A 25306-nucleotide genomic window follows, 5' to 3' on the forward strand; every position below is an offset into this window, starting at 1 on the left:
GATATGAAATATATATCGTTTCTATTATTTTCTTTCCTGACATTTTCGTGCAATCAGGAAAAAACAAATGAACAATCAACAGAGCCCAAAGTCGAGTTGGCTGAAAATGAATTAGTGCTTTCCCCCGGCCAGTTGAAGACCATTGGCATCAATATTGGCACGATAGAGAAAAAACAATTGGCCGGTCTGTTACAGTTAAATGGCAAGGTAGATGTAAACCCGGATTATAAAGTTTCGATATCCAGTACTCTGGGGGGTCACATCACTTCCATCAATGCCCTACCTGGAAAGGCAGTGAAAAAAGGAGAAGTAATCCTGAACTTGGAAGATCAGCAGTTTATCCCGATTCAGCAGGATTACCTGACCACACAAGCCGCATTATTGAGTGTGCAGCCCAATTATGAACGTCAAAAAGAACTGAACAACAGCAAATCGACCAGTGATAAAGTCATGCAGCAGGCAGAAACGGAATACAAATCGCTACTCGCTATCAAAAGAGGACTGGAAGAAAAACTAAGACTGATCAATATCAACCCTTTCAATCTAACTTCAGATAACATCAAAAGAAGCGTCCCTGTATTGGCTCCATTCAACGGTGTCATAAGCAAAGTGTTCGTTAATAAAGGCAGGTATGTTTCTTCTACCGATGTGTTGGTCGAGCTGATCAATCCACAAGGTTTTTTACTTAATATTACGGTGTTTGAAAAAGATCTACCTAAAATTGAAACAGGACAAATTATTGATGCATACACCAATGAGAATCCGGATACGAAATTTCGGGCTAGAATAATCACCAAAGGAACCAGTATCAACGATAACGGTAGCAGTGAGATCATTGCCCAGCTTACGGAAAGTACTCCGGCAAAATTGGTGGATGGTCTTTATATCAATGCGAAGGTAGCTCTTGACAATATCGATGCCTATACCGTCCCAAATGATGCAGTGGTGACTTTTGAAGGTAAAAGTTATATATTTGAATCAAAAGAAAACAATAAATATATACTGCAAGAAGTTGAAGCAGGAGAAAGCAACAATGGTTTTATCGAAGTAAAAAACTATGCGGATTTATTGAACAAAAAAATCGTATCAAAAGGTGCCTATGATCTTTTGATGGCGTTGAAAAATAAAGCTGAAGAATCATGATAGAACAAACCCCAGAACAAAAAGCTATCAAGACCACTTATTTTAGTATAGCCGGTAATTTTTTACTGGCTGTACTGAAATGGTTGGCAGGATATTTTGGTAATTCCTATGCATTGATTGCCGACGCGATAGAATCTACGGCCGATATTTTTTCTTCCTTCCTCGTATTGTTTGGATTGAAATACGCACAACGCCCTGCAGATAAAAACCGTCCATACGGTCATGGAAGGATTGAACCTTTGGTCACTTTTGCTGTAGTAGGTTTTTTAATTATTTCAGCTACCATCATTGCTTACGAAAGTATTCAGAATATCCAAACACCTCACGAATTGCATAAACCTTGGACATTATTTGTTCTTGCGTGCATCATTATCTGGAAAGAAGCATCGTATAGAATTGTTATCAAGAAAAGCAAAGAGACAGGCATGTACGTCATCAAAGTAAATTGGAATTGTAACTTAAAAGTGGGGATTTCTTATTTTACCAAAACTGATTACTGACCCAACATATAAATTATTTTTAGTATTATACCAGATTATTCACTACAAGAATTATTTACAGTAAAAAAAAGCTAAACAATTCTGTAGTGCCTAAATTCTAAATATGATAAACTGATTGATAAAACTAACTCTTAATTTGAAATATTTTAATACTTAAAGTATCAAATACACTGTCATTTTCATCATCGATTATTAGATTAAATCCTCCGAATACATAATATCTTCATAGTCATCTACGAAGGTCGACATATTTAAACTCCCCTAGGTACAAAGGCTTATCATATGATAAGCCTTTTTGCGTTTATAGCTATGCCCATAACCACATTTATACAAACATCCTTTGCAACACGTTGAATAAGTTATATTCAATATGTTACTTTTTATTCCGCTAATCCTTCGAACAATTCAGTATCTTTAAATCTATCAACACATCAATCTATAGATTTTATGAGAAAAACATTTTTATTTAGCATACTCTTTGCTATATCGCTAAATGCATTTAGTCAACAAAACCCAGTATTTCCGGGAAATTATGCAGACCCTGAAGCAATTATTTATGATAATACATATTGGATTTTCCCTACCTACTCTGCTCCTTATGATGAACAAGTTAAATTTGACGCATTCTCCTCTAAGGATATGGTATCTTGGAAAAAACACAGCAACATAATTGATAATATTGAGGTTAAATGGGCAAAACGTGCAATGTGGGCTCCTTCTGTAATAGAAAATAAAGGCAAATACTATTTTTTCTTCGCAGCAAATGATGTACATCAAGGGCAAATAGGAGGAATTGGTGTAGCTGTAGCCGATAAACCAGAAGGACCTTATAAAGATTTATTAGGAAAACCATTAATTAGCGATATTATAAACGGAGCTCAGCCAATTGATCAATACGTATTTAAGGATAAAGACGGTACATTTTACATGTACTATGGAGGCTGGAAACACTGTAATGTGGTTAAGCTAAGTTCTGATTTCACAAAACTGCTACCCTTTGAAGACGGAAGTTATTATAAAGAAGTCACACCGAAGGATTACGTAGAGGGACCAACGATGTTTATTAAAGACAATAAATACTATTTCATGTGGTCTGAAGGCGGCTGGACAGGTCCAGATTATAAAGTCGCGTACGCTATTGCGGACAACCCTTTAGGGCCCTTTGAAAGAATAAATACTATCCTTGAACAAGATCCTGCCGTCGCTACTGGCGCTGGACACCATTCTATAATTAAGATTCCAAACGAAGAAAAATATTATATCGTGTATCACAGAAGACCTCTTGGTAAGACAAGTGCTCACGACCGTGTAACCTGTATTGATGAGATGAAATTCGATAAAGAAGGTAAAATTTTGCCCGTTAAGATGACATTTACTGGGGTGAAACATCCTTTAAAATAATTGCAAAAACAAAGCCGTCTCAAATTTATTAATCCAGACGGCTTTGTTTCTATTTGCATTCCGCTTATAATCTTACAATCTCTCCTGTTTTTACACTTTCATCACAGGCTAAAGCAATTTTCAGACTATTTAAAGCATCGTCCATTGATTTGGAAAGATCCCAATCGTTTTTGATTGCATCACAAAAAAAACGCTGCTCACGATTGCATAATTCTTGGTGATCTGGTTCATCTGCAAGATTAATCCATTCGTCTTCTTTTACAAACTTATTATTTTCATCAATTAAAGCATGATGCACACGAATGGACTCTGTCTTAGTGTGCGCTTCTACAGAATCCGACTGACCGTCTTTTGAAGCTGCATTCGCAACGATAGAAACAGCACCCTTAGGGCCGATGACATCTTTTACAAAGAAAGCTGTTTGGCTAACCATAGGCCCCCAGCCTGCCTCGTACCACCCTACAGAGCCGTCATCAAAACGAATTTGTAACTGTCCATAATTGTAATTATCCGCAGGAATATCATCCGTCAATCGTGCGCCAATAGCAGATACAGATACTGGCTTAGCAATGGTCATCTGACACATGACATCTATATAATGAACACCACAATCCACTATTGGGCTTAAGGTTTTCATTAAGTTACGATGAACATCCCACATATAACCTTGACTTTGTTGATTTAGGTTCATTCGAAATACCAAAGGCGAACCTAACTTTTTCCCCTCTTCTATGAATCGCATCCAAGAAGGATGATGTCTTAGGATGTAACCAACTACTAATTTCTTCTTGGCTTTATTGGCTGCATCAATCACACGCTGAGCACCAACAACCGTGTCTGCAAGAGGCTTTTCAATAAACACATGGGCACCATTTTCAAATGCTTTAACTGCATAATCTTCATGTGTATCAGGATATGTAGAAATACACACAGCATCAGGATTTGTCGCTAATAATGCATCTTCGTAATCATCGAAAAGCGCATAATCAACACCCAATTGCTTTTGCAATTCAACATTACTATTTCCGCGAGACACTAAGCCTACAATTTCAAATTCTGAAAAGTTATGGTAAGCTTTGGCATGTGAAGCCCCCATATTTCCACAGCCTACAACTAATATTTTAATTTTATTCATTATACAAATGATTTCATCCCTGGCCTAGCTATTTCAAAAGTATCCTCTGGCATATCCCACGAATAGGCATTTGAATTCGGACTTAAAACCTCTTGTGAGGATAATATTTGTTCTAATGTTATACGTTTACCGGTGTATGCGGATACTTTCCCCCAAATGGCGAGCAAAGTTGAGTTTACCATATGGTCACCATCATTGATTGTTTTTCCACTACGTAAAGCTGCTACCAATTCATCATGTTGCGTTTGATACATATTATTCGAAGCACCTGAATATTCATATGGTTTATCACCGTGAATTTTGTAAGAACTCATTAAATTTACATCAACATTCCCTTTGGTTCCTAATACTTCAACAGAATTACGGCTGTCAGTTCCACTTTGTTGTCTACCAAAATGTATACCTTTTACCCCATCACCATAATCGTACTCTACGGCAAAATGATCGTACCCATTACCTAGCGCATCCCATTTCCATGTTTGTCTACCCCCTGTAGCGAATACGGATTTAGGCAATCTGTTTTGCATAATCCAGTTCATATAATCTAAACTATGCACAGTCTGTTCAATAATTAAATCCCCGGCATAACGCTGGAAGTAATACCAATTTTTTAATTGATACTGCATTTCATTATACTGCGCTAATCTCGGTTTAACCGTATTTTCACCACCACATCTAAAAGTTGTGACCGAACGAACCTCCCCAATATCTCCTCCTAAAACACGTTTCATGATTTCGCGATTTGGCACGAGGTAGCGAAAGCAAAAACCAGACACTATATTTAAATTCTGTTCTTTAGCAGCTTTTACACTCTCCATAACTCGCTTTAAGCCTGGAATATCAATAGCTACAGGCTTCTCGCAAAAGATATGTTTACCTTTTGAAACTGCATATTCCATGTGGTCAGGTCTGAAGTTTGGCGGACTACACAACAACACAATATCAACATCCGTATCAATCAATTGCTTGTAACTTTCAAAACCCAAGAATTGTCTTTCTTTAGGCACGTCAACTCTAGCGTTATCCTTTCTTTGTGCAAGCTTTAAAGCTTGATCCAACTGCTCAGAAAAGACATCAGCTAAAGCTGTAACAATTACATCTCGGTCTGCAGTCATTGCTTGCACTAGAGCTCCTACACCTCTTCCTCCACACCCCACTAAGCCGACTTTGATTTTTCGATTCATAGGTATATAATTAGCCATGGAAGCAAATGGTAAGCTACCAATTACTAGACCACTTGTTTTGATAAAATTTCGTCTAGAGTATTTCATGCTATAAATATGCAACATTTAAAAATTTTTAGAAAGTTGAAAGTCATTAGTTTCCATTTTTATAACTGAAAACATCAAAAATATTACATATTTTCACGCAGCAATGGTATAAACTATGGAAAGCACACAAAATTTAGAACCACTTATTACCAATAACACCGTGATTGTCGGAATCTTAATGGCAATTTTAGGTTTAGTATTTTACACATCAAATATTAACAACAAATTTGTAAAAGGATTTTACGATATAATCCCTCCTTTGTTGCTCTGCTACTTTTTACCAGGATTATTAAATTCGTTTAATGTTTTCGATGGTGCTAATTCGCCACTAACAACGATTGGAAGTCGCTATTTTCTTCCAGCCTGCTTGATTTTATTTATACTCAACTTAGATATTAAAGAAATGTGGGCATTGCGCAAACGCGCAGGATTGATGTTTATAACAGGTACAATCGGTGTTTTATTGGGCGGACCTCTGGCTGTTTGGTTGACTGCATTAGTAGCTCCTCAGGTTGTGGGTGGTATAGGCCCAGATGAAGTATGGCGAGGATTGGGGACTTTAGCGGGATCTTGGATCGGAGGCAGCGCGAATCAAGTGGCATTGAAGGAAATTCTTCAGCCCTCACCGACACTATTTTCTTCTATTATAGCTGTTGATGTTTTTGTAGCCTACACGTGGATGGCTCTCTTGTTGTATGGCGCTGGCAAAAGCAAAATGATGGACAGATTTTTCAAAGCTGATTCGCGAGATGTGGATGAATTGATGGTAAAACTGGAAAAGAAAGCCCAAGAAAATGCTAAAATGCCACAAACGAAAGACATTATTTTGATGTTGTCCATTGCCTTTGCAGGCACAGGGCTTGCAACTTTTTTAGCTGAACCTGTTGCTGCGTACATAACTGAAAATCATTCGCAATTGGAAACATTTTCATTGACAAACACCTTCTTTTGGATTATTCTATTTGCCACAATTATTAGTATAATATTATCCTTTACGCCAGCACGTAAGTTGGAAAACGTTGGTGCTTCCAAAATGGGTACCGCTCTATTATATATGCTGATTGTAACCATCGGTATGCAGATGGACATTTTAGCCATTCTAGACAATCCAGGACTTTTTATAGTAGGTATTTTATGGATTTCCTTCCATGCTTTATTACTTATATTAGTAGCTAAGATTTTTAAAATTCCTTTTTTCTATTTTGCCGTCGGAAGTATGGCTAATGTGGGAGGTGTAGCATCAGCTTCAGTAATGTCAGCTGCATTCCATCCTTCATTGATTTCTGTTGGTGTTATTTTATCTGTATTTAGCTATGCTATTGGAACATACGCTGGCTGGCTAACAGCTATACTTATGCAATTGGCTTCGCCAATTTAGAAATATTTAGCATTTAAAATAAGAGCGATAAAATTTACATTTATCGCTCTTTCTTTTTTCATAAATGCCCGTTTAAATAATAATCACTATTTTAGAAGACACTTAATCATTATGGACGAAAATATTTTTTACGAAGGGCAGGTATTATGGTCTCAAATAGACGCAAATCGTCATTTAAGGCATTCTGCATACGCTGATTTTTGTGCGCAAGCACGAAGCAATATGCTCACTAAGGCAGGATTATCATTAGAGGAATTTGCTAAGCAAAAAATTGGTCCTATTTTATTTAGAGAAGAACTAATCTACCAACGTGAAGTGAAACTTGATGAATACATTAAGGTTAGTACCGAATTAAGTAAATATAACACTTCGAATGGTCGATTTTCTTTTGTACACAAAATCTTAAAATCTAATGGAGAAATAGCTGCTACAGTAAACGTCGATGGTGCATGGCTCGATTTGGTCGCTAGAAAACTAACCTCACTTCCTGAAAATTGGAAGCCTATAATACAAAACATTCCTAAATCACCTCACTATATAGAAGTAAATGAATAAAATATATCTTCCATCTGCACTTTTGTGTGCATGTTGCCTAATTGCATCTCCATCAAAAGCACAATTGATGCGTGCTAAAGACTTGTACACAAAAGCTGACTCCCTAAGAGGGCAATTGACACCTTTACGAACTTGTTACGATGTACAATATTACCATTTGGATGTCAAGGTTGATCTTGAAAACAAGTTTATATCAGGCTCTAACCTATTTAAATTTAAAGCTGTAAATGATTTTAAAAAATTACAGTTTGACCTTTTTGATAACTTATCTGTTGATAAAATTGAATACAAAGGCAAAGAGTTGAAGTTTACCCGCGAATTTAACGCTGTTTTTGTGACGTTTCCAGAACACATCAAAAAAGACCAAATAGAATCTTTCAAAGTGTATTATTCGGGCAATCCTATTCAGGCTACAAGAGCACCTTGGGATGGTGGATTTGACTGGAAAAAAGACAGCAACGGAAAACATTTTGTAGCTACTGCAGTGCAAGGACTTGGTGCAAGCGCTTGGTGGCCGAACAAAGATCATCTTTCCGATGAGCCAGATAGTATGTTGATTTCGGTCGCAGTACCCAAAGGTTTGATGAATGTTTCAAACGGTAGGTTGGTCAGAACTGAAGTATTAGACAATAATTATATAAAATACCATTGGCGGGTAACAAAGCCTATCAATAACTATAACATATCACTAAATATTGGTGATTATGTACGTATCCATGATAAGCTGAAAACCGAAGACGGGTTGATGGATGTAGATTATTATGTGCTAAATGAAAATGCAACAGCAGAAAAAATCAACCATTTGAAAAAGAATGTAGCTGAGACATTAGAAGCATTAGAATATTGGTTTGGTCCATATCCATTCTTTGAAGACAGTTACAAAATTGTGGAAACAGCACATCTGGGCATGGAGCACCAATCTGCTATTGCCTATGGTAATAAATACCAAAATGGTTATTTGGGACGTGATGGATCAAACACGGGCTGGGGCAAAAAATGGGATTTCATCGTAGTGCATGAGTCGGGACACGAATGGTTTGGAAATAACATAACAGCTAAAGATCTAGCAGATATGTGGATTCACGAAAGCTTCACCAACTATTCCGAAGCGTTATTCATTGACTATCATTACGGCAAAGAAGCTGGTCAAGCATATGTCTATGGAAATCGCTCGGGGATAAGAAACGACACACCTTTACAAGGTCCTTATCACGTAAATAAAGAAGGTTCGGGGGATATGTATGTCAAAGGCGGCGTACTATGGAATATGGTTCGCACAATAATCAGCGACGATGCTAAATGGAGATTTATTCTAAGAAGCTTGAACAGAGATTTCAAGCACAAGCAGGTAGATTATAATGATATTTTGAATTATGTTTCTCAAAATGCAAATTATGATTTTAGTAAAGTTTTTGAGCAATATATTCAAAACACTACCATTCCTACACTCGAAGTTAAGTTTCAACCGAACGGCGATGTATTTGCAAGATGGAAAACAAATGTAAAAAATTTTAAAATGCCAATTCACTTGGGATTGGATAAGACTACTTCGCGTGTAAATTTAACAGATGAATTTTCTAAAATTGATATTAAAGGTTTGACAAAAGATAATTTAAAAATAGACACACATAACTATTATATCAAAGTTCAATTACAATAAAAACACTTCAAAAGTCGTTAAATACGCATTGAGGAATAGAATATCTATTTCAATATAAAAAAGATAACTAATTGTAGGATTTTATGGTAATCCTACTATCATTATCAGTTTTTTTTAATTAATTTTGTTCAAATTTTACACAAAGAATCAGGACTTTTTAAATGGGTTTATTCAATTGGTTTACGCAAGAAGTTGCGATTGACTTGGGGACGGCAAACACCCTAATTATACATAACGATAAAGTAGTAGTGGATGAACCTTCAATAGTGGCATTTGACCGCACTACCAATAAAGTAATAGCTATTGGTAGACAAGCGATGCAAATGGAGGGTAAAACACATGACAATATAAAAACAGTTAGACCTTTACGTGATGGTGTTATTGCAGATTTTACTGCTGCTGAAGCACTTATACGCGGTATGGTTAAGCTCGTTAACAATGGTAAATCTTGGTTCTTCCCTTCTTTACGAATGGTAGTATGTATTCCTTCAGGAATTACAGAAGTAGAAAAACGTGCTGTGCGTGACTCTGCAGAAATTGCTGGAGCGAAAGAAGTATATCTTATCCATGAACCAATGGCTGCTGCTGTGGGTATTGGTATCGATGTAGAGGAGCCTGTAGGAAATATGATTATTGATATCGGTGGTGGTACTACCGAAATCGCAGTAATTGCATTATCAGGTATCGTATGTGACCAATCCATTCGTGTCGCCGGTGACAATTTTGACTCAGATATCGTACAATATATTCGCCGTCAACACAATATTATGATCGGTGATCGTACGGCTGAAAAAATCAAAATCGAAGTTGGTGCTGCTCTTCCAGAGCTTTCAGATCCACCAGCGGATTTTGCAGTTCAAGGTCGTGATTTGATGACGGGTATCCCAAAACAAATCACAGTTTCATATACAGAAATTGCGCACTGTTTGGACAAATCGATTTCGAAAATCGAAGAAGCAATTTTAAAAGCTTTAGAAATTACTCCTCCAGAATTGTCAGCTGACATTTATCAAACTGGTATTTATTTGACTGGTGGTGGAGCTTTATTAAGAGGTTTAGACAAACGTATCCAAGCAAAAACGAAATTGCCTGTCCATGTCGCTGAAGATCCTCTTCGCGCGGTTGTTCGTGGTACCGGTATTGCATTGAAAAACATTGGAAGATTCAAATTCTTAATGCAATAATCATTTCGATATAAGATATTTAAGCGCGATATAGAAAAGTAAAACTTCTTCTATATCGCGTATTTGTTAATAGTAAATTAAACTTTTAGTCAACAACAATACATGAAAAATCTGTGGCTTTTCTTGGTCCGATATAATGCCTTTTTTTGGTTTATACTATTTTTCGTGTCAGCTTTAGCTTTGGTTGTTAACAATAACAATTACCAGCGTTCCTCTTTCATCAACTCCTCAAATTTAATTGTTGGATCTTTTTTTACAAAATTCAATTCTTGGAAAGAATATATGCATTTGGCAGAATCTAATAAAGATCTTTTGGATGAAAATGCACTTCTTAGACATCAACTGCAAGAATTAAGAAGTAGAGATACCCTTTTTGAAGCTTTGAATACCGACTCACTTGACAATCCTAGTCGTTATGAATTCATAGTTGCTTCTGTTGTAAATAATAGTGTACACCAGAAAAACAATTATATTACTATTAACAAAGGATCACGTGATGGAATTCAAAAAGATATGGGCGTTATCTCATCTACTGGCGTGGTAGGAACGGTTTTGAATGTCTCACCTAATTTTAGTACAATTAAATCGTTGCTGCACAAAACTGAGAAAATTTCAGTTTCGATAGACTCTACGTCGTCAGCATTTGGTTCATTGGTGTGGGGTGACAATACCGAATCAAGATTTGCTATGGTTAGAGATATTCCTAATCATGTAAAATTATATGTTGGACAGCCAATTTATACATCTGGTTTTTCATCGAAATTTCCTAAAGGCATAAAGGTGGGTTATATTGTGCAAACAGATATTGTATCTGGAGGATCATTCAAGGATGTACGAATATTACTGACAACTAAATTTGAAAAACTGACACATGTATATATTGTCAAAGACAAATTGGCTAAAGAAAAGGTAGAATTAGAAACATTAAGCGAGCAAAACGATGGCTAAAATTGTACTTTTCAATATAATTCGATTTTTAGTGTTGATCCTTATTCAGGTTGCGGTATTAAAGAATATAGGCTATTACAATCTAGCAGTAGCATTCCCTTATATTTTAATCGTTCTGCTACTACCCATCGGAATTCCGAATATTCTGCTTTACGTATTGGCATTTTTGACGGGATTAAGCATTGATGCATTTTACGATAGTATAGGAATTCATGCAGCAGCCTGTGTTGCACTTGCTTTTTTTAGAATATTCTTTCACAAAATTACCATAGAATTAGACGAGCAAGAATCCTTTAATACACCGTCGTGGGGAAACATGGGCTTTAAATGGTATTTAACATATATTTCGCTTTCTATTCTCATTCATCACGTTATATTGTTTTTTGTGGAAGCCTTTTCATTCCATAACTTTATACAGACAATGCTAAGTATTGCATTTAGCTCCATATTCACATTAGTCCTTATTTTTGTTATAAGTCTATTGACTTATCATAAGAAATCACGTGTAATAAATTAAACTTCGATGAATCATGAATAGTTTTTTTGAGAGAAAATATGTTATTCAGGGAATCATCCTTATTATAGCAATTACAATAGTAGCACGATTATTTTATTTACAAATAATCGATGATTCCTACTTATTATCAGCCAATAACAATGTCTTACGTAAAGTAATAGAATACCCAGCTCGAGGAGTTATTTTGGATCGTAATGGTGAAATTTTAGTTCAAAATGAACCTGTCTATGACCTTATGGTTACACCAAGGGAGGCAAAAAATATTGATACGGCATTGCTTTGCCAACTTATAGGAATTGATAAAGAGGGATTTGATAAACGCATGAAAAAAGCGCGAGATCATTCGCCATATCGTGCTTCTCTTTTCGAAAAATTAATTCCCAAGGAAACTTTTGCTATACTCCAAGAGCATATGGACAAGTTTCATGGATTTTACACAGTAGATCGTAATATTCGTACTTATCCAGATAGTGTAGCAGCACAGTTTTTAGGTTACATTCAAGAAGTAAACGATAAAGATATAGAGCGTTCAAATGGATTTTACCGATCGGGGGATTATATTGGTGCATCGGGTGTGGAACGTTCTTATGAAGAATTGTTACGTGGCACGCGCGGTGTAAAAAACCAAATGGTGGATGCTTTGAATCGTCCGCAAGGTGCATTTATGGACGGGAAATACGATACATTAGCTATTTCGGGAGAAGGATTAATCTCTTCATTGGATAAAGAAGTACAACTTCTTGCTGAAAAATTGATGCGGAATAAATTGGGATCAGTTGTTGCCATTGAGCCTTCGACAGGTGAGATTTTAACTTACGTAAGTAGCCCAAGCTACAATCCAAATCTAATGGTAGGTCGTGAAAGAGGTAACAATTACATGAAAATGCTTCATGATCCTTATAAGCCTATGTTCAATCGCCCCATACAGGCTTCCTACCCTCCTGGATCAATTTTCAAAGTAGTAGCCGCACTTACTGCACAACAGGCAGGACTTATTACGCCCCAAACAATTTTTAATTGCCCTGGAGGATATCGCTATGGTCGAAATGCGATTATGCGATGTACACACGTTGACGGTCCCACCGATCTAGTCAAATCTATCCAAAAGTCTTGTAATACATACTATGGTTATGTATATGCGCATATGTTGGACAAACGTGGGATGCCAACATATCAGGCATATGATTTATGGCGCGATGGATTATTACAATTTGGCCTTGGACAACCATTAGGCATTGATTTACCAGGTGAAAAAGGTGGAAACGTATATTCCGCAGAATATTATACGAAGAATTTCGGTAGCAATAAATGGACTTCGAGTTACAATATATCACAATCGATTGGTCAGGGGCAATTAGGTATTACTCCGTTGCAAATGGCGAATGTCACGGCGATTGTTGCCAATCGAGGATATTATTATAGACCTCATCTTATAAAAGGCATAGGTGAAAAAAAGATTATTAAAAAAGAATTTACGGAGAAGATTTGGGCTGGTGTAGATTCGAAGCATTATGAACCAGTAATCGAAGGAATGAGTCGAGCGGTTTCCTCGGGTACAGCTGCTGCTTCAAAAATTCCGGGAATAGAGATGTGTGGTAAAACAGGAACTGTACAGAATCCACACGGTGAAAATCATGCTGTTTATTTTGCTTTTGCACCAAGAGATAATCCGAAAATTGCGATAGCTGTATTCGTTGAAAATGCTGGTTATGGCGGTACTTGGGCGGCTCCAATTGCAAGTATGATTATTGAAAAATATATTCGCGATACCATAAGCTTGCCAAAACATATTCAAGATCGTGTAATGAATGCCGTTATTTTACCTAAAGTAAAAACTAAAGAAGTAAAACCACAGGTTAAGCAAAAACAAGATAGCACAAAAAATAGTAAAGGTTCAACGGGAGCAATTAAACAAGCTGCTTTACAATCGACAAACAGCGGAAATATATTGGTTCATCACAGTCAAGTGAGAAGAAATTATGAACAACGATAAGAAAGGATTTTTGGGTAGAATTGATTGGATTACCATTTTAATATGGTTGGTTTTGTGTCTTATTGGCTGGTTCAATATACATGCTGCTGTTTATGACCCCGAAAACCCGGGATTATTTAGCATGGCTACGAATTATGGGAAGCAATCGATCTATATTTTCACAGCTTTAATCATTGGATTTAGTATACTAATAATCGACCAAAGATTCTTTATTTCAGCCACACCTTTTGTTTATATCGTAGTTGTGCTGTTATTAGTTGCTGTATTGGTCGTTGGTCGAAATGTTGGAGGAAATCAGGCTTGGATTCCAATAGGAAGCTTTCGTTTACAACCTTCCGAATTTGGAAAATTAGCAACCTGTCTACTTCTAGCATACTTTTTAAATACCCAGACTAACAAAAACCCTACATTAAAAGGCTTAGTAGTTGGTGCTTGTATTGTACTATTTCCGGTTTTTTTGGTTATGCTACAACCAGATACAGGCTCTGCGTTGGCATTCTTTTCGTTAATTTTCGTTTTCTATAGAGAAGGCTATGTGAGTACCAAACTACTTATTTTTGGTGGATTAGCTATTTTACTCTTCATTATGGCATTGTTGATCAATCAATGGATACTCATTGGAATTATAGCTGCCGTGTGTGTAATATTTATATTTCTTCTTGGCAAAAAACGAAAGTATTTGATTGATATAGGTGTTATTTTCGCTGTTGCAAGTATATATGTACTTAGTGTGGATTTTGCCTATGAAAATGTATTGCAATCTCATCAGCGAAATCGTATTGATATTATTTTAGGTAAAATGGATGACCCCAAAGGTCAGGGTTATAACCTAAATCAATCTAAGATTGCTATTGGCTCTGGTAAATTATTTGGAAAAGGCTATCTTCAGGGTACACAAACCAAGTACAATTTTGTCCCAGAACAAAGTACAGATTTTATTTTTTGTACGGTAGGTGAAGAATGGGGATTCGTAGGTTCAGTGACTGTAATAGCAATTTACATCTTCTTACTCATGCGAATCATTCATATCGCCGAACGGCAACGAACTACGTTTGCTCGGGTATATGCCTACGGAGTCGCTTCTATCCTATTTTTCCACTTCTTTATTAATATTGGGATGACAATTGGGATTGTACCAGTAATTGGGATTCCATTGCCTTTTATTAGCTACGGTGGGTCATCTTTGTGGAGCTTTACGATATTATTGTTTATTCTTTTAAAGTTTGATTCGACAAGAAAAGGACTTTCACCGAATTAAATTACTATAAAGTTCGCAAGTAATTAAATTTAGCCCCTTCGACTTTTTCCATTTTGGTCACAAATGAATTTACTTGCATTTTGCGCATTTCAACTGTCATGGTGCACGCATTATCAAATTGTTGGTCTAATACAGTGATATTTTCATCCTTGACGATGCGCATTACATCATTCATAACCAAATATTCAAAATCTATTTGATAAACATCATTTACAGTCTTCTGAACAATTACTGCATTTGCCAAAGCTTCTTGTGCAGCAGTTTTGTAGGCGTTAATTAGGCCAGGTACGCCCAATAATGTTCCCCCGAAATAACGAACTATGACTACGAGAATATTTGTAACGTCTTTGGATAATAAGACATTTAGTATTGGTCTACCTGCAGTTCCAGATGGTTCACCATCATCATTGAGACGAAAAACCGTCCGATCTGGAGACAAGCGATACGCCCAACAATGGTGTCTAGCCTTTGGATGCAAAGATTTTAGTTCAGCAATAATTTCTTTGAGCTTATTTTCATCCTTAAAAGGATAAGCATAAGCTATAAATTTACTTCCCTTGTCACGGAAAATTCCTTCCGCAGTTTCCTCAATTGTAAAATACGTATCTTCAAATATACTCACAGGTATGCAATTAATAAAATAGAAATTACAGCCAATACCAAACCTATTTTGTTGGTCAAGCTCAACTTTTCATTAAACATAAAAACTCCCACTAAACTTCCCAAAACGATAACCCCTACATTCATAGCTGTAAAAACTATGGATGGATTCTCCGAAATTGCTCGGTGTGCCTTCATGTAATAATAAATATTTGCAAAGTTAAACAAACCCAAAATCAATCCCCAAACAATTGCCGATTTATCCAACGAATCCTTTTTCCAACCAACTTTATATCCTAAGATCAGCGCAGCAAACAGCATAGCTCCAATAAAAACAACAAACATCGATGCGGTATATGGGATTTCCTTGTATTGCGCTATTTGTTTGAATAATATATCTATAAATCCCATACCCACGAAAACTATTATTGGATATATGGAGTTAGTTGATGTATTGGTGTATGATTTCTTTGTCCAGCCGACTGAACAGCCTACCGCGACCAAACCTATCACAATACCTACAATTTTATTAAGATGTATTACCTCCTTAAAAATAACAAAGGATGCAATTAATGGAACAAACAAAGACATGCGCTGCGCAACATCTGTCTTCACAATACCACTGTATTTTACAGCCAGTGCGATAAAAATAAACAAGGTGGGTAAAAGTATGCTTAATGGAATATAGAATTGATAAGGTAATTTTGTCCAACTCAAACCGGCTAACGATGGATCAAACAGGAAATAAGTCAGTAATACCGTTGTAGGATAATTCCATAGTACCAACTGTTGTACATCGACTTGCCTTTGCCTAGCTATCTTTATAAGTACACCTACGATTACACTACAACAGACACTTATCAAAACATATATCATATAACAACTTTTTTTTACGATTACAATTATATCAAATAAAATTGAATTAGACATATCGTAAAAATCAACTATATAATCGACAAACTATCATTCAATTTACGACATTTTTCAACCAAAAAAATGATTAAAAATTAATCAAAAAATAAGCCTATTTTTTATATAAAAATTAGACAAATAAAATTCATTAAAAAAATCTATAAAATCAATTAAAACCACAATTAAGGCACATTTTAAAATTAAATGAATAAATTTATACATTATTTTCAATAAAAATATAGCGATTTTTATGTTTAAAAAACGTCAATTTTTACTCTAATAAATGATATGAAAAAACATTTTTTAATAAAAAATTTTGCATTTATAAATTATTAGTCTACCTTTGGAATATCAAAACGAGAACATGAAAAACTTTAACACATATTATTTTAACTTCTTTTATTTTAGCAATAAGAGCTGGGACAACTAATTGTGTAATTGTTAAAACATAACTACTAAGTCCCGGTTTGAAAACTGGGACTTTTTTTTGTGAACATAAAAACAACATGAGTATAAAAATTGCAATTCAAGGTGTTAAAGCATCATTCCACGAAGAAGCTGCTTACAAATATTTCGGTCAAGATATCGAAACAATTGAGTGTGGTTCTTTCAAACAAACCTGCGAAATGCTTAAACAAGGTAAAGCAGATTATGTGGTAATGGCAATCGAAAATTCCATTGCAGGAAGTATCCTACCGAATTACAATCTGTTGAGAGATTACAGATTCCACATTATCGGTGAAGTACATCTGAATATTCAACAAAATCTTTTGGCTTTGCCAGGCGTGAAGTTGAGTGACATTCAAACTGTGGAGTCCCACCCTATTGCAATCCGTCAATGCGATGAGTTTTTGGGAGAACACCCAGAATGGACAATTAAAGAAGGAATGGATACTGCGGGCTGTGCTAAGAAAATTGCAGAAGATAAATTGACTTCAACAGCAGCTATCGCAAGTGAATATGCAGCTAAAATCTATGGTCTTAATATTTTAGAAAAGAGAATTGAAACACATAAAAAAAATGCAACGCGTTTTCTTATTCTAGCAAACGAAGTAGTAGAACAGAAAAATGCGAATAAAGCTTCTTTATCATTTCAAACAGGTAATGCAGTTGGTTCATTAGCTGCTGTATTACAATGTTTCGCAGAACAAAATGTAAATCTGAGCAAAATCCAATCGATGCCAGTAGTCGGTCGTCGCAATGAATATGATTTCTATGTCGATGTAGAATGGAAAAAACAATCAGACTTCGATGCAGCCATTCGCAAAGTACTGAAGCATACGGTGAATTTTAGTATCATGGGCGAATACATTAAAAACGAAAAAGTATAACACAAACATATCAGCGTAACTAATCAAATTGTAAATAAAAAAATTGAAATAAAAATGAAACATTCATTAGAAATCCAACCATTAAATTCTTGGATAAATACAGACGGTAAACCATTAATTATATCAGGTCCATGTAGTGCAGAGACTGAAGAGCAATTATTATCTACAGCACACTTACTAGCAAATACAGGTAAAGTTCATGTATTACGTGCAGGTATTTGGAAACCACGTACACGTCCAGGAGAATTTGAAGGTATCGGAAGTATTGGATTAGAATGGTTGAAACGTGCAAAAGAAGAAACTGGTCTATTAACTGCGACTGAGGTTGCAACAGCTCAACACGTAAAAGAAGCTCTAGATTCTGGCGTTGATATCTTATGGATTGGTGCGCGTTCGACAGCAAACCCATTCACTGTTCAAGAAATTGCTGATGCGATCAAAGCATACGGTAAAGATGTTCCAGTTATTGTTAAAAACCCTGTCAACCCAGATTTGTCGCTATGGATTGGTGCATTAGAGCGTGTTAATGGTGCTGGAATCAAGAAAATTGCTGCTATCCACCGCGGTTTCTCATCATACGAAAAAACTGCTTTCCGTAATGAACCAATGTGGGATTTAGCGATTCAATTGAAAACAATCGCTCCAGAATTACCTATTATCAATGATCCTAGCCACATCTGTGGTAACCGTGAATTGATTCCTTACGTTGCGCAAAAAGCAATGGATATGGATATGCAAGGTTTCATCATCGAATCACACATCGATCCTTCAGTAGCTTGGACAGATGCAAAACAACAAGTTACGCCTGCTGCTTTAGCAGAATTGTTAGATAATCTATCATACCGTCAACCTGAATCTGCAGACCCTGCTTTCTCTGATAAATTAGCAGAATTACGTTCACAAATTGACAAATTGGATGACCAAATCTTAAAGTTAATTGGTGATCGTATGAAAGTAGCGGAGAAAATCGGCGAATACAAACGTGATAACAATGTTACTATTTTACAAGTTTCTCGTTGGGATGAAATTATTCAAAAACGTGTTCAATTAGCTAAAGCATTAAATTTGGGTGAAGATTTCTCAGTGAAATACTTAGAGTTATTGCACAATGAGTCAATCCGCAAGCAAAATGAGATTATGAACGTTAATACAGCTACGGAGGCATAATGAGTCAAACAAGCATTAAGCTATCTCATTCAACAAAAAAATTAAGTGGCACGGTACAACTTACTGGCTCTAAGTCAGAGAGCAACCGTGCTCTTATTATACAAGCATTAAGTAAAGGCAAAGTTTCTATTGAAAATCTTTCGGAAGCTGATGATACTGTTTTATTGACAAGAGCCATAAAAGATGCAAACGCAGAAGGCGAAGGTCAAAAAACAATTGACATTGGTCCAGCTGGAACTGCGATGCGTTTTATGACGTCCTATTTGAATCTGATTCCGGGTGATTTTATACTGACTGGTTCAGAACGTATGCAACAACGTCCGATTGGTATTTTAGTGGATGCATTGAAGACTATTGGTGCGGATGTGCATTATGTCAAGAAAACAGGCTATCCTCCTTTACATATTGAAGGCAAATTATTTCAAGGGAAAGATAAAGTAAGCATCAAAGGCGATGTAAGTAGTCAATACATCTCTTCGCTCCTATTGATAGCGTCATCTTTGAAAAAAGGTTTGACTATTGAAATTGAAGGGGAATTGACATCGCGTCCTTATGTAACAATGACCTTAAATATGCTTGCTGAAGCGGGTATTCAACACACTTGGGAAGGCAATAATATTCAAATTCTTCCACAAGAGGCGAAAGAAGCAACGATTTACGTAGAACCAGACTGGAGCGCAGCTTCATACTGGTATGCTATGGTTGCCTTGGCTGAAGAAGCTGAAGTCAGACTTCCAGGATTAAAGAAAAACAGTCTGCAAGGTGATATCGCGATCTCTGAAATCATGGAACATTTTGGCGTGAAAACGACTTTCGAAGAAAAAGGAATTTTGCTCCAGAAAACAGCTTTACAATCGGATAAAACGTTATTTGATTTGAAAGAATGTCCTGATTTAGCGCAAACTGTAGTTGTTGTTGCCGCTGTTTTGAAACGCAATGTATCTTTTACAGGTTTAGAAACCTTGAAAATTAAAGAAACAGACCGTATCGCTGCATTGCAAAATGAAATCGGAAAATTTGGAGCTACATTTACAGAAGATAATGAAGTTTATCATTTGAATACCGATAATGTACAAGAGCCTGAAGCAATTTCGATAGCGACGTACGAAGACCATAGAATGGCAATGGCATTTGCACCTTTGGCTTTAGTTTTCAAAGAAATCCAAATAGAAGAACCACACGTGGTTGAAAAATCATATCCAATGTATTGGGATGATTTAACAGCACAAGGTTTTTCCATAGCAGATTAAAATAACGCTGATTGTCATTTTGAACGAGCTTCAAAGTAATGAGAAATCTATCAGAAAGGATAACTGTTAATTGCAAAGATTTCTTCTAACGTCGGAATGACAGGATGTAAAATTATTAGTCGGCAAATAGTATATTTACGCTACTAAAATCAAATTATGGCAGGAAATTCATTCGGCGATTTATTTAGAATAACCACATTTGGTGAGTCCCATGGCAAAGCAATTGGGGTTATTGTAGATGGTTGCCCCTCAAATATTGAAATTGACGAAGCATTTATTCAATCTGAATTGGATAAACGCAAGCCTGGTCAATCAAAAATCACAACACAACGCAAAGAAAGCGATACCGCGCAAATTTTATCAGGAGTTTTCGAAGGAAAATCTACAGGTACACCAATTTCGATTGTGATTCCCAACGAAGACCAACGTTCTAAAGATTACTCTCATATCTCAGATAAATTCCGTCCTTCGCATGCCGATTACACATATCAAATGAAATATGGAATTCGTGATTACAGAGGTGGAGGTCGTTCTTCAGCACGAGAAACAGCAGCTCGTGTAGCGGCAGGTGCTATCGCCAAGTTATTTTTAAAACAACAGGGTATTGAGATTTTTGCGCACGTCTCTGGAGTAGGTCAAATTGAAGCACCAAATGTGGATTCTTCGGATTTGAACGCTTTGTTAGAAACACGTGAATCGAATATCGCTCGTTGTGCTGATCCCGCAACTGCCAATGAAATGATTGATTTCATTGATAATATCCGCAAAAATGGCGATACTGTTGGTGGACGTATTTCTACTATTATTAGAGGTGTGCCTGCAGGATTGGGCGAACCTGTATTTGACAGATTACATGCGGAATTAGGCAAAGCTATGTTGAGCATTAATGCCGTTCATGGATTTGAATACGGTTCTGGATTTGAAGGTTCGAGAATGCAAGGTTCTGAACACAATGATATTTTCATTACTGAAAACGACAAGGTAGTGACCAAAACTAACTTTTCAGGAGGTATACAGGGAGGTATTTCTAATGGTATGGATATCACATTCAAAGTAGCTTTCAAAGCTGTAGCAACTATTATGCGTGATCAAAATACCTTGAACCAAGCAGGCGAAGAAACAACCATTTCGGGCAAAGGAAGACACGACCCATGTGTAGTTCCTCGTGCGGTAATAATTGTTGAAGCAATGGCAGCTTTAGTTATTGCAGACCAATTGTTGAAGCAAAGAGCTTATACAAATATTTAAAATAGTTTCCGTATTTTCACGGAAACTATTTAACCTTTTATTACCTATGAAATCTTTATTCATCACCTTCCTTAGCTTTATGCTATTTTTCGTTGTGCAAGCTCAAGAGCAATATGCCACAACGAAAGATGGAAAGAAAGTATTACTTCGATCCAATGGCACTTGGGAATACGTGAATAGTAAATCAATTTCGAGTAATCCCTCTTCTTCCAATAATAATATTCAAACTGTTAGAAGTAATTCAACGAATAATTCAGGCAGAACCTATATACGTGGTCCTCGAGGAGGCTGCTATTATATAAATAGAAACGGTGGTAAAACCTACGTGGATCGCAGCCTATGTAATTAAAATTTAACTTATTAAAAATTTTATATTCAAAATTTAATAAGAAAACATATCTTTGGATCATAACTAAGTTAATCTAATTGCAATTATGTCAGAAGCCCCTTCTTTTATTTTAGCGTGCGACATTGGTGGAACTCATATTACTTCTGCAATTGTTAATACCCAAAATTGGGAAATTTTATCATATACACTAACTCGCGCGCATATTAATTCGTCGTCAGATGCTAAATCGATTTTTCAAGGATGGTCGAACAATATAAAATCTTCTCTAGATAAATTTGATGGAAAAATTGAGCATATTGGAATAGCGATGCCTGGACCTTTTGATTATGAGGGTGGTATTTCCTTAATGAAAAATCAGGACAAGTATGATGCTATTTATAAACTTAATACGACTGAAGGCATTTTGACTGAATTGCAACTTCAAAATCTGGAAATTAAATACATCAATGATGCAGCAGCGTTTTTACAAGGCGAAATATATGCGCAGCATCTTTCATCGGAAAATAAAGTTTTAGGAATTACATTAGGCACTGGTTTGGGATCAGCTGTATGGTCAAAAGGAAAAACAGCATTTGATGCGGATCTATGGAAAGAAAAATACAAAGAATCCATCTTCGAAGAACATCTTGTGACCCGATGGTTTACACGACGTTTTAAAGAATTAACAGGGAATCAAGAGAAAGGTCTAAAAGAGATTATAGAAAATCATAAAGATACAATCGCATTTGAGCAATTGATGCAAGAATATAGAAATCACTTAAAAGATTTTTTAGCTTATTTTAGTGAAGTACATTCATGCAATCACTTCATTTTTGGAGGAAATATTACCAAAGCTTGGGATTACATTGCTACAAATGATGAGTTCTCTGCATATAAAATTACAAAAGCACAATATGCTGAAAAAGCAGCACTAATCGGTGCTGCTTCTATATTTTCAAATCAAAATACGTAGTCTTCTAGGCTAAGTACTTTGGAAACTGTTGTGGATTTACATCATTCATAATTTCATACACCGCTTCAATAATATCATCAACAGATGGTTTAGTGAAATAATCGCCATCCGATCCGTAAGGTGGACGATGTGCTTTAGCCGATAAAGTTCTCGGTTTGCTATCCAAATGGTAATACCCGTTTTGAGCTTCTATAATTTGTTGCAAAATAAATGCGGAAGCACCACCAGGCATATCCTCATCGACAACCAAAATTCTATTTGTTTTGCGCAATGAAGCCAAACATACTTGCGTACGATCAAATGGTTGAAGACATTGTACATCCACTATTTCCATCGAGATACCAATTTTATCCAATTCCATTGCCGCCTCTTGTACCAGACGTAATGTAGAACCATAAGAAACTACCGTAATATCTGCTCCCTCACGAATAACCTCTGCAACACCAATAGGAACCGTAAATTCCCCAACATTTGATGGCATTTTTTCTTTCAAACGGTAACCGTTTAAACATTCAACTACTACCGCAGGATCATCTCCGCGTAATAGCGTATTATACATGCCAGCAGCTTGCGTCATGTTGCGTGGCACACAAATATGCAAGCCGCGCAAAGCTCCCAATAAAACAGTCATTGGAGAACCAGAATGCCAAATCCCTTCCAAACGATGTCCACGTGTGCGAATAATCACAGGCGCTTTTTGTTGACCTTTAGTTCTGTAGCTCAAAGATGCTAAATCATCGCTCAAAACAGGTAATGCGTAAATTAGATAGTCTAAATATTGAATTTCGGCAATTGGACGAAGACCTCTTACAGCCAAACCAATTCCTTTTCCAATGATAGCTGATTCGCGTATCCCAGTGTCGAAGATGCGTAAATCGCCAAATTTATCTTGTAAGCCTGCAAATCCTTGATTAACATCACCAATTTTTCCGACATCCTCACCGAATGCAACTAGGCGATCGTCATTTTTGAAATTAGCTTCAAAACAAGCGTTGAGCACCTCTCTCCCATCCAAAATAGGAGAATCTGCAGAATATGAAGGTTCTATAATTTCTACTTCAAGGGGAGAAAACGAATTTTCTACATGCAATTTGCTGTTGTAGCGGTCTTCGTTTAATTTTAGTTTTTCCTGATACCAAGTATTTAAGGCTGCTTTCTCAGTAGAATCCTCAAAACGCAGATCTCGCAAAACCTGACGCACTGTTGAATAAATTTCTTTTAAAGAAGGCTCTGTAGTACTTTTTAAAATATTCAATGGAAGCTCAACGATTTCATTATCAAGCTCAGAAAGATAATGAATAGCTTCATCCAACTCAGTTTGTATTACTTTTCGATAATCTGTCCATGCACGCTTTTGTTCTTTACGAACATATTCTTTGGCCAATGACTCAATCTGCTTCAACTCATCATCCACAGCAATCCCTGCATCTATAATCCATTTACGCAATTTGACATTACAATCAAATTCTTGCTCCCATTGCAATCTCTCTTGGGATTTATAGCGTTCATGCGAACCTGAAGAGCTATGACCTTGTGGTTGCGTCATTTCAGTGACATGCACCAAACATGGAATATGTTTTTCGCGCGCTACTTTAGCTGCTCTTTCATATGTCTCACACAATCCGGCATAATCCCAACCCTTTACTTTAAAAATTTCGAAACCAAAATGGCTATTATCGCGTTGAAAACCACGAAGTACTTCTGAAATATCGGACTTCGTAGTTTGTATTTCATTAGGAACAGAAATACCATAACCATCATCCCAAATCGAGATGACAGCAGGAATTTGTTTTACTCCAGCCGCATTAACAGTTTCCCAAAACACACCTTCTGATGTCGATGCATTACCAACCGTACAGAACACGACCTCATTTCCACTGTATGAAAAATAGCGTAAGTAATCTAATGCTTTATTATTTCTATATAATTTAGAAGCTAATCCCAACCCAAGTGTACGTGACATTTGCCCACCGGTAGTTGAAATATCCGAAAATGAATTTTTTTGTTTGGTCTGATCTTTCCAACTTCCATTATCTTCTGTCAGATTCGTTGAAAAATGGGCAACCATCTGTCTTCCTGCCGAAGATATATCCGCTTTTATATCAGGATTGGCATACAACTGAGAGAAAAAATGATATGGCGTACTAATGCCAGACACAAAAGCTAATGTCTGATCTCTGTAATAACCAGACCGCCAGTCACCTTCTTTGAAAACTTTTGCCAAAGCAATCTGTGCTACTTCTTTGCCATCACCAAAAATCCCAAACTTAGCTTTGCCCGTAAGAACTTCTTTTCTACCTAGTAAACTTACATACCGACTTTGAACTGCAGCTTCATAGTCTTTTAATATGATCTCACGAAAATCATCATAACTTAACTTTGAAGCAGCGATATCCATTGGTGTATTCAGTTTCGTATCTATCATTAACTTATATTCTTGTTCAACAAAAGTAGCAAAATAACTCTTTACAATATAGCCAATAATTTAATATTACATCTAAAATATAGATAAGAATTATGTACTTTTAAGCACAACTTAAAGAATTAAATTAGA

22 protein-coding genes are annotated in these 25306 nt (G+C 36.3%); 17 read left to right on the forward strand and 5 right to left on the reverse strand.

The genetic code is table 11. The features are described 5' to 3' along the window. The first annotated feature begins 3 nt into the window (after positions 1–3). The 3 genes from FLS47_RS01045 to FLS47_RS01055 all read left to right on the forward strand — a co-directional run bounded on the left by FLS47_RS01045 (position 4) and on the right by FLS47_RS01055 (position 3044). Positions 4–1143, forward strand: coding sequence for an efflux RND transporter periplasmic adaptor subunit (locus FLS47_RS01045; RefSeq protein WP_149912548.1), 1140 nt, complete (start codon positions 4–6; stop codon positions 1141–1143). Then, on the forward strand, positions 1140–1643 hold the full coding sequence (locus FLS47_RS01050) for a cation diffusion facilitator family transporter (RefSeq protein WP_223225076.1): 504 nt from the start codon (positions 1140–1142) through the stop codon (positions 1641–1643). Before FLS47_RS01045 ends, FLS47_RS01050 begins: the two co-directional genes overlap by 4 nt. Positions 1644–2090: 447 nt before the next feature. Next, positions 2091–3044 carry a glycoside hydrolase family 43 protein gene (locus tag FLS47_RS01055; RefSeq protein ID WP_149912549.1) on the forward strand — a complete coding sequence of 318 codons (954 nt, stop codon included), beginning with the start codon at positions 2091–2093 and terminating at the stop codon, positions 3042–3044. A 64-nt stretch (positions 3045–3108) separates the two neighbouring features. Here the strand turns inward: FLS47_RS01055 and FLS47_RS01060 are convergent, their stop codons facing one another. Together FLS47_RS01060 and FLS47_RS01065 are read right to left on the reverse strand one after the other, a co-directional pair. Beyond that, positions 3109–4179 carry a Gfo/Idh/MocA family protein gene (locus FLS47_RS01060; RefSeq protein ID WP_149912550.1) on the reverse strand — a complete coding sequence of 357 codons (1071 nt, stop codon included), beginning with the start codon at positions 4177–4179 and terminating at the stop codon, positions 3109–3111. Further along, positions 4179–5450 (reverse strand): Gfo/Idh/MocA family protein, encoded by a 1272-nt coding sequence (locus FLS47_RS01065; RefSeq protein ID WP_149912551.1) that lies wholly within the window; start codon positions 5448–5450, stop codon positions 4179–4181. Before FLS47_RS01065 ends, FLS47_RS01060 begins: the two co-directional genes overlap by 1 nt. 115 nt (positions 5451–5565) lie before the next feature. On the opposite strand from FLS47_RS01065, the gene FLS47_RS01070 reads away from it, so the two are divergent. The 8 genes from FLS47_RS01070 to rodA all read left to right on the forward strand — a co-directional run bounded on the left by FLS47_RS01070 (position 5566) and on the right by rodA (position 14943). Next, complete coding sequence (locus FLS47_RS01070; protein ID WP_149912552.1) at positions 5566–6828, forward strand: DUF819 family protein; 1263 nt, start codon at positions 5566–5568, stop codon at positions 6826–6828. A gap of 111 nt (positions 6829–6939) precedes the next feature. Beyond that, positions 6940–7383: an acyl-CoA thioesterase gene (locus FLS47_RS01075; protein WP_149912553.1), complete on the forward strand. Its 444-nt coding sequence runs from the start codon at positions 6940–6942 to the stop codon at positions 7381–7383. Further along, positions 7376–9043, forward strand: coding sequence for a M1 family metallopeptidase (locus FLS47_RS01080; protein ID WP_149912554.1), 1668 nt, complete (start codon positions 7376–7378; stop codon positions 9041–9043). The genes FLS47_RS01075 and FLS47_RS01080 overlap by 8 nt, the downstream gene beginning before the upstream one ends. Before the next feature lie 161 nt (positions 9044–9204). Then, entirely contained in the window at positions 9205–10227 is a 1023-nt protein-coding gene (locus FLS47_RS01085) for a rod shape-determining protein (RefSeq protein ID WP_149912555.1), read from the forward strand. 102 nt (positions 10228–10329) lie between these two features. Then, the gene (mreC, locus tag FLS47_RS01090; protein ID WP_149912556.1) at positions 10330–11175 is read left to right on the forward strand and encodes a rod shape-determining protein MreC; all 846 of its coding nucleotides are present in this window, start codon (positions 10330–10332) and stop codon (positions 11173–11175) included. Continuing rightward, the gene (locus FLS47_RS01095) at positions 11168–11692 is read left to right on the forward strand and encodes a rod shape-determining protein MreD (protein ID WP_149912557.1); all 525 of its coding nucleotides are present in this window, start codon (positions 11168–11170) and stop codon (positions 11690–11692) included. The genes mreC and FLS47_RS01095 overlap by 8 nt, the downstream gene beginning before the upstream one ends. A gap of 13 nt (positions 11693–11705) precedes the next feature. Beyond that, the gene (mrdA, locus tag FLS47_RS01100; RefSeq protein ID WP_149912558.1) at positions 11706–13685 is read left to right on the forward strand and encodes a penicillin-binding protein 2; all 1980 of its coding nucleotides are present in this window, start codon (positions 11706–11708) and stop codon (positions 13683–13685) included. Next, positions 13672–14943, forward strand: coding sequence for a rod shape-determining protein RodA (rodA, locus tag FLS47_RS01105; protein WP_149912559.1), 1272 nt, complete (start codon positions 13672–13674; stop codon positions 14941–14943). Before mrdA ends, rodA begins: the two co-directional genes overlap by 14 nt. 4 nt (positions 14944–14947) lie before the next feature. Here rodA and FLS47_RS01110 read toward each other — a convergent pair whose 3' ends face one another. Together FLS47_RS01110 and FLS47_RS01115 are read right to left on the reverse strand one after the other, a co-directional pair. Continuing rightward, entirely contained in the window at positions 14948–15565 is a 618-nt protein-coding gene (locus FLS47_RS01110; protein WP_149912560.1) for an IMPACT family protein, read from the reverse strand. Next, positions 15562–16419 (reverse strand): DMT family transporter, encoded by an 858-nt coding sequence (locus FLS47_RS01115; protein ID WP_149912561.1) that lies wholly within the window; start codon positions 16417–16419, stop codon positions 15562–15564. Before FLS47_RS01115 ends, FLS47_RS01110 begins: the two co-directional genes overlap by 4 nt. A 542-nt stretch (positions 16420–16961) precedes the next feature. On the opposite strand from FLS47_RS01115, the gene FLS47_RS01120 reads away from it, so the two are divergent. From FLS47_RS01120 to FLS47_RS01145, 6 genes are all read left to right on the forward strand, one after another. Then, a complete protein-coding gene (locus tag FLS47_RS01120) occupies positions 16962–17786 on the forward strand; it encodes a prephenate dehydratase (RefSeq protein WP_149912562.1) in 825 nt (274 codons plus the stop codon). A 54-nt stretch (positions 17787–17840) separates the two neighbouring features. Next, positions 17841–18953 (forward strand): chorismate mutase, encoded by a 1113-nt coding sequence (locus FLS47_RS01125; RefSeq protein ID WP_149912563.1) that lies wholly within the window; start codon positions 17841–17843, stop codon positions 18951–18953. Then, a complete protein-coding gene (gene aroA, locus FLS47_RS01130; RefSeq protein ID WP_149912564.1) occupies positions 18953–20203 on the forward strand; it encodes a 3-phosphoshikimate 1-carboxyvinyltransferase in 1251 nt (416 codons plus the stop codon). Before FLS47_RS01125 ends, aroA begins: the two co-directional genes overlap by 1 nt. Before the next feature lie 156 nt (positions 20204–20359). Beyond that, positions 20360–21451, forward strand: a complete 1092-nt coding sequence (aroC, locus tag FLS47_RS01135; protein ID WP_149912565.1) for a chorismate synthase — start codon at positions 20360–20362, stop codon at positions 21449–21451. A gap of 46 nt (positions 21452–21497) precedes the next feature. Beyond that, on the forward strand, positions 21498–21800 hold the full coding sequence (locus tag FLS47_RS01140) for a hypothetical protein (protein ID WP_149912566.1): 303 nt from the start codon (positions 21498–21500) through the stop codon (positions 21798–21800). A gap of 85 nt (positions 21801–21885) precedes the next feature. Next, on the forward strand, positions 21886–22752 hold the full coding sequence (locus FLS47_RS01145; RefSeq protein WP_149912567.1) for an ROK family protein: 867 nt from the start codon (positions 21886–21888) through the stop codon (positions 22750–22752). A 4-nt stretch (positions 22753–22756) separates the two neighbouring features. On the opposite strand, the gene FLS47_RS01150 is transcribed toward FLS47_RS01145, so the two are convergent. After that, positions 22757–25177: an alpha-ketoacid dehydrogenase subunit alpha/beta gene (locus FLS47_RS01150; protein ID WP_149912568.1), complete on the reverse strand. Its 2421-nt coding sequence runs from the start codon at positions 25175–25177 to the stop codon at positions 22757–22759. Between the last annotated feature and the right edge of the window lie 129 nt (positions 25178–25306).

Origin of the sequence: Sphingobacterium cavernae, from assembly GCF_008520265.1 — a bacterium.
Classification (GTDB): Bacteria; Bacteroidota; Bacteroidia; order Sphingobacteriales; family Sphingobacteriaceae; genus Sphingobacterium; species Sphingobacterium cavernae.

Coding starts and splice junctions, on each gene's coding strand:
- FLS47_RS01045 (WP_149912548.1), top strand. CDS start 4: ATGAAATATATATCGTTTCTATTATTTTCTTTCCTGACATTTTCGTGC.
- FLS47_RS01050 (WP_223225076.1), top strand. CDS start 1,140: ATGATAGAACAAACCCCAGAACAAAAAGCTATCAAGACCACTTATTTT.
- FLS47_RS01055 (WP_149912549.1), top strand. CDS start 2,091: ATGAGAAAAACATTTTTATTTAGCATACTCTTTGCTATATCGCTAAAT.
- FLS47_RS01060 (WP_149912550.1), bottom strand. CDS start 4,179: ATGAATAAAATTAAAATATTAGTTGTAGGCTGTGGAAATATGGGGGCT.
- FLS47_RS01065 (WP_149912551.1), bottom strand. CDS start 5,450: ATGAAATACTCTAGACGAAATTTTATCAAAACAAGTGGTCTAGTAATT.
- FLS47_RS01070 (WP_149912552.1), top strand. CDS start 5,566: ATGGAAAGCACACAAAATTTAGAACCACTTATTACCAATAACACCGTG.
- FLS47_RS01075 (WP_149912553.1), top strand. CDS start 6,940: ATGGACGAAAATATTTTTTACGAAGGGCAGGTATTATGGTCTCAAATA.
- FLS47_RS01080 (WP_149912554.1), top strand. CDS start 7,376: ATGAATAAAATATATCTTCCATCTGCACTTTTGTGTGCATGTTGCCTA.
- FLS47_RS01085 (WP_149912555.1), top strand. CDS start 9,205: ATGGGTTTATTCAATTGGTTTACGCAAGAAGTTGCGATTGACTTGGGG.
- mreC (WP_149912556.1), top strand. CDS start 10,330: ATGAAAAATCTGTGGCTTTTCTTGGTCCGATATAATGCCTTTTTTTGG.
- FLS47_RS01095 (WP_149912557.1), top strand. CDS start 11,168: ATGGCTAAAATTGTACTTTTCAATATAATTCGATTTTTAGTGTTGATC.
- mrdA (WP_149912558.1), top strand. CDS start 11,706: ATGAATAGTTTTTTTGAGAGAAAATATGTTATTCAGGGAATCATCCTT.
- rodA (WP_149912559.1), top strand. CDS start 13,672: ATGAACAACGATAAGAAAGGATTTTTGGGTAGAATTGATTGGATTACC.
- FLS47_RS01115 (WP_149912561.1), bottom strand. CDS start 16,419: ATGATATATGTTTTGATAAGTGTCTGTTGTAGTGTAATCGTAGGTGTA.
- FLS47_RS01120 (WP_149912562.1), top strand. CDS start 16,962: ATGAGTATAAAAATTGCAATTCAAGGTGTTAAAGCATCATTCCACGAA.
- FLS47_RS01125 (WP_149912563.1), top strand. CDS start 17,841: ATGAAACATTCATTAGAAATCCAACCATTAAATTCTTGGATAAATACA.
- aroA (WP_149912564.1), top strand. CDS start 18,953: ATGAGTCAAACAAGCATTAAGCTATCTCATTCAACAAAAAAATTAAGT.
- aroC (WP_149912565.1), top strand. CDS start 20,360: ATGGCAGGAAATTCATTCGGCGATTTATTTAGAATAACCACATTTGGT.
- FLS47_RS01140 (WP_149912566.1), top strand. CDS start 21,498: ATGAAATCTTTATTCATCACCTTCCTTAGCTTTATGCTATTTTTCGTT.
- FLS47_RS01145 (WP_149912567.1), top strand. CDS start 21,886: ATGTCAGAAGCCCCTTCTTTTATTTTAGCGTGCGACATTGGTGGAACT.
- FLS47_RS01150 (WP_149912568.1), bottom strand. CDS start 25,177: ATGATAGATACGAAACTGAATACACCAATGGATATCGCTGCTTCAAAG.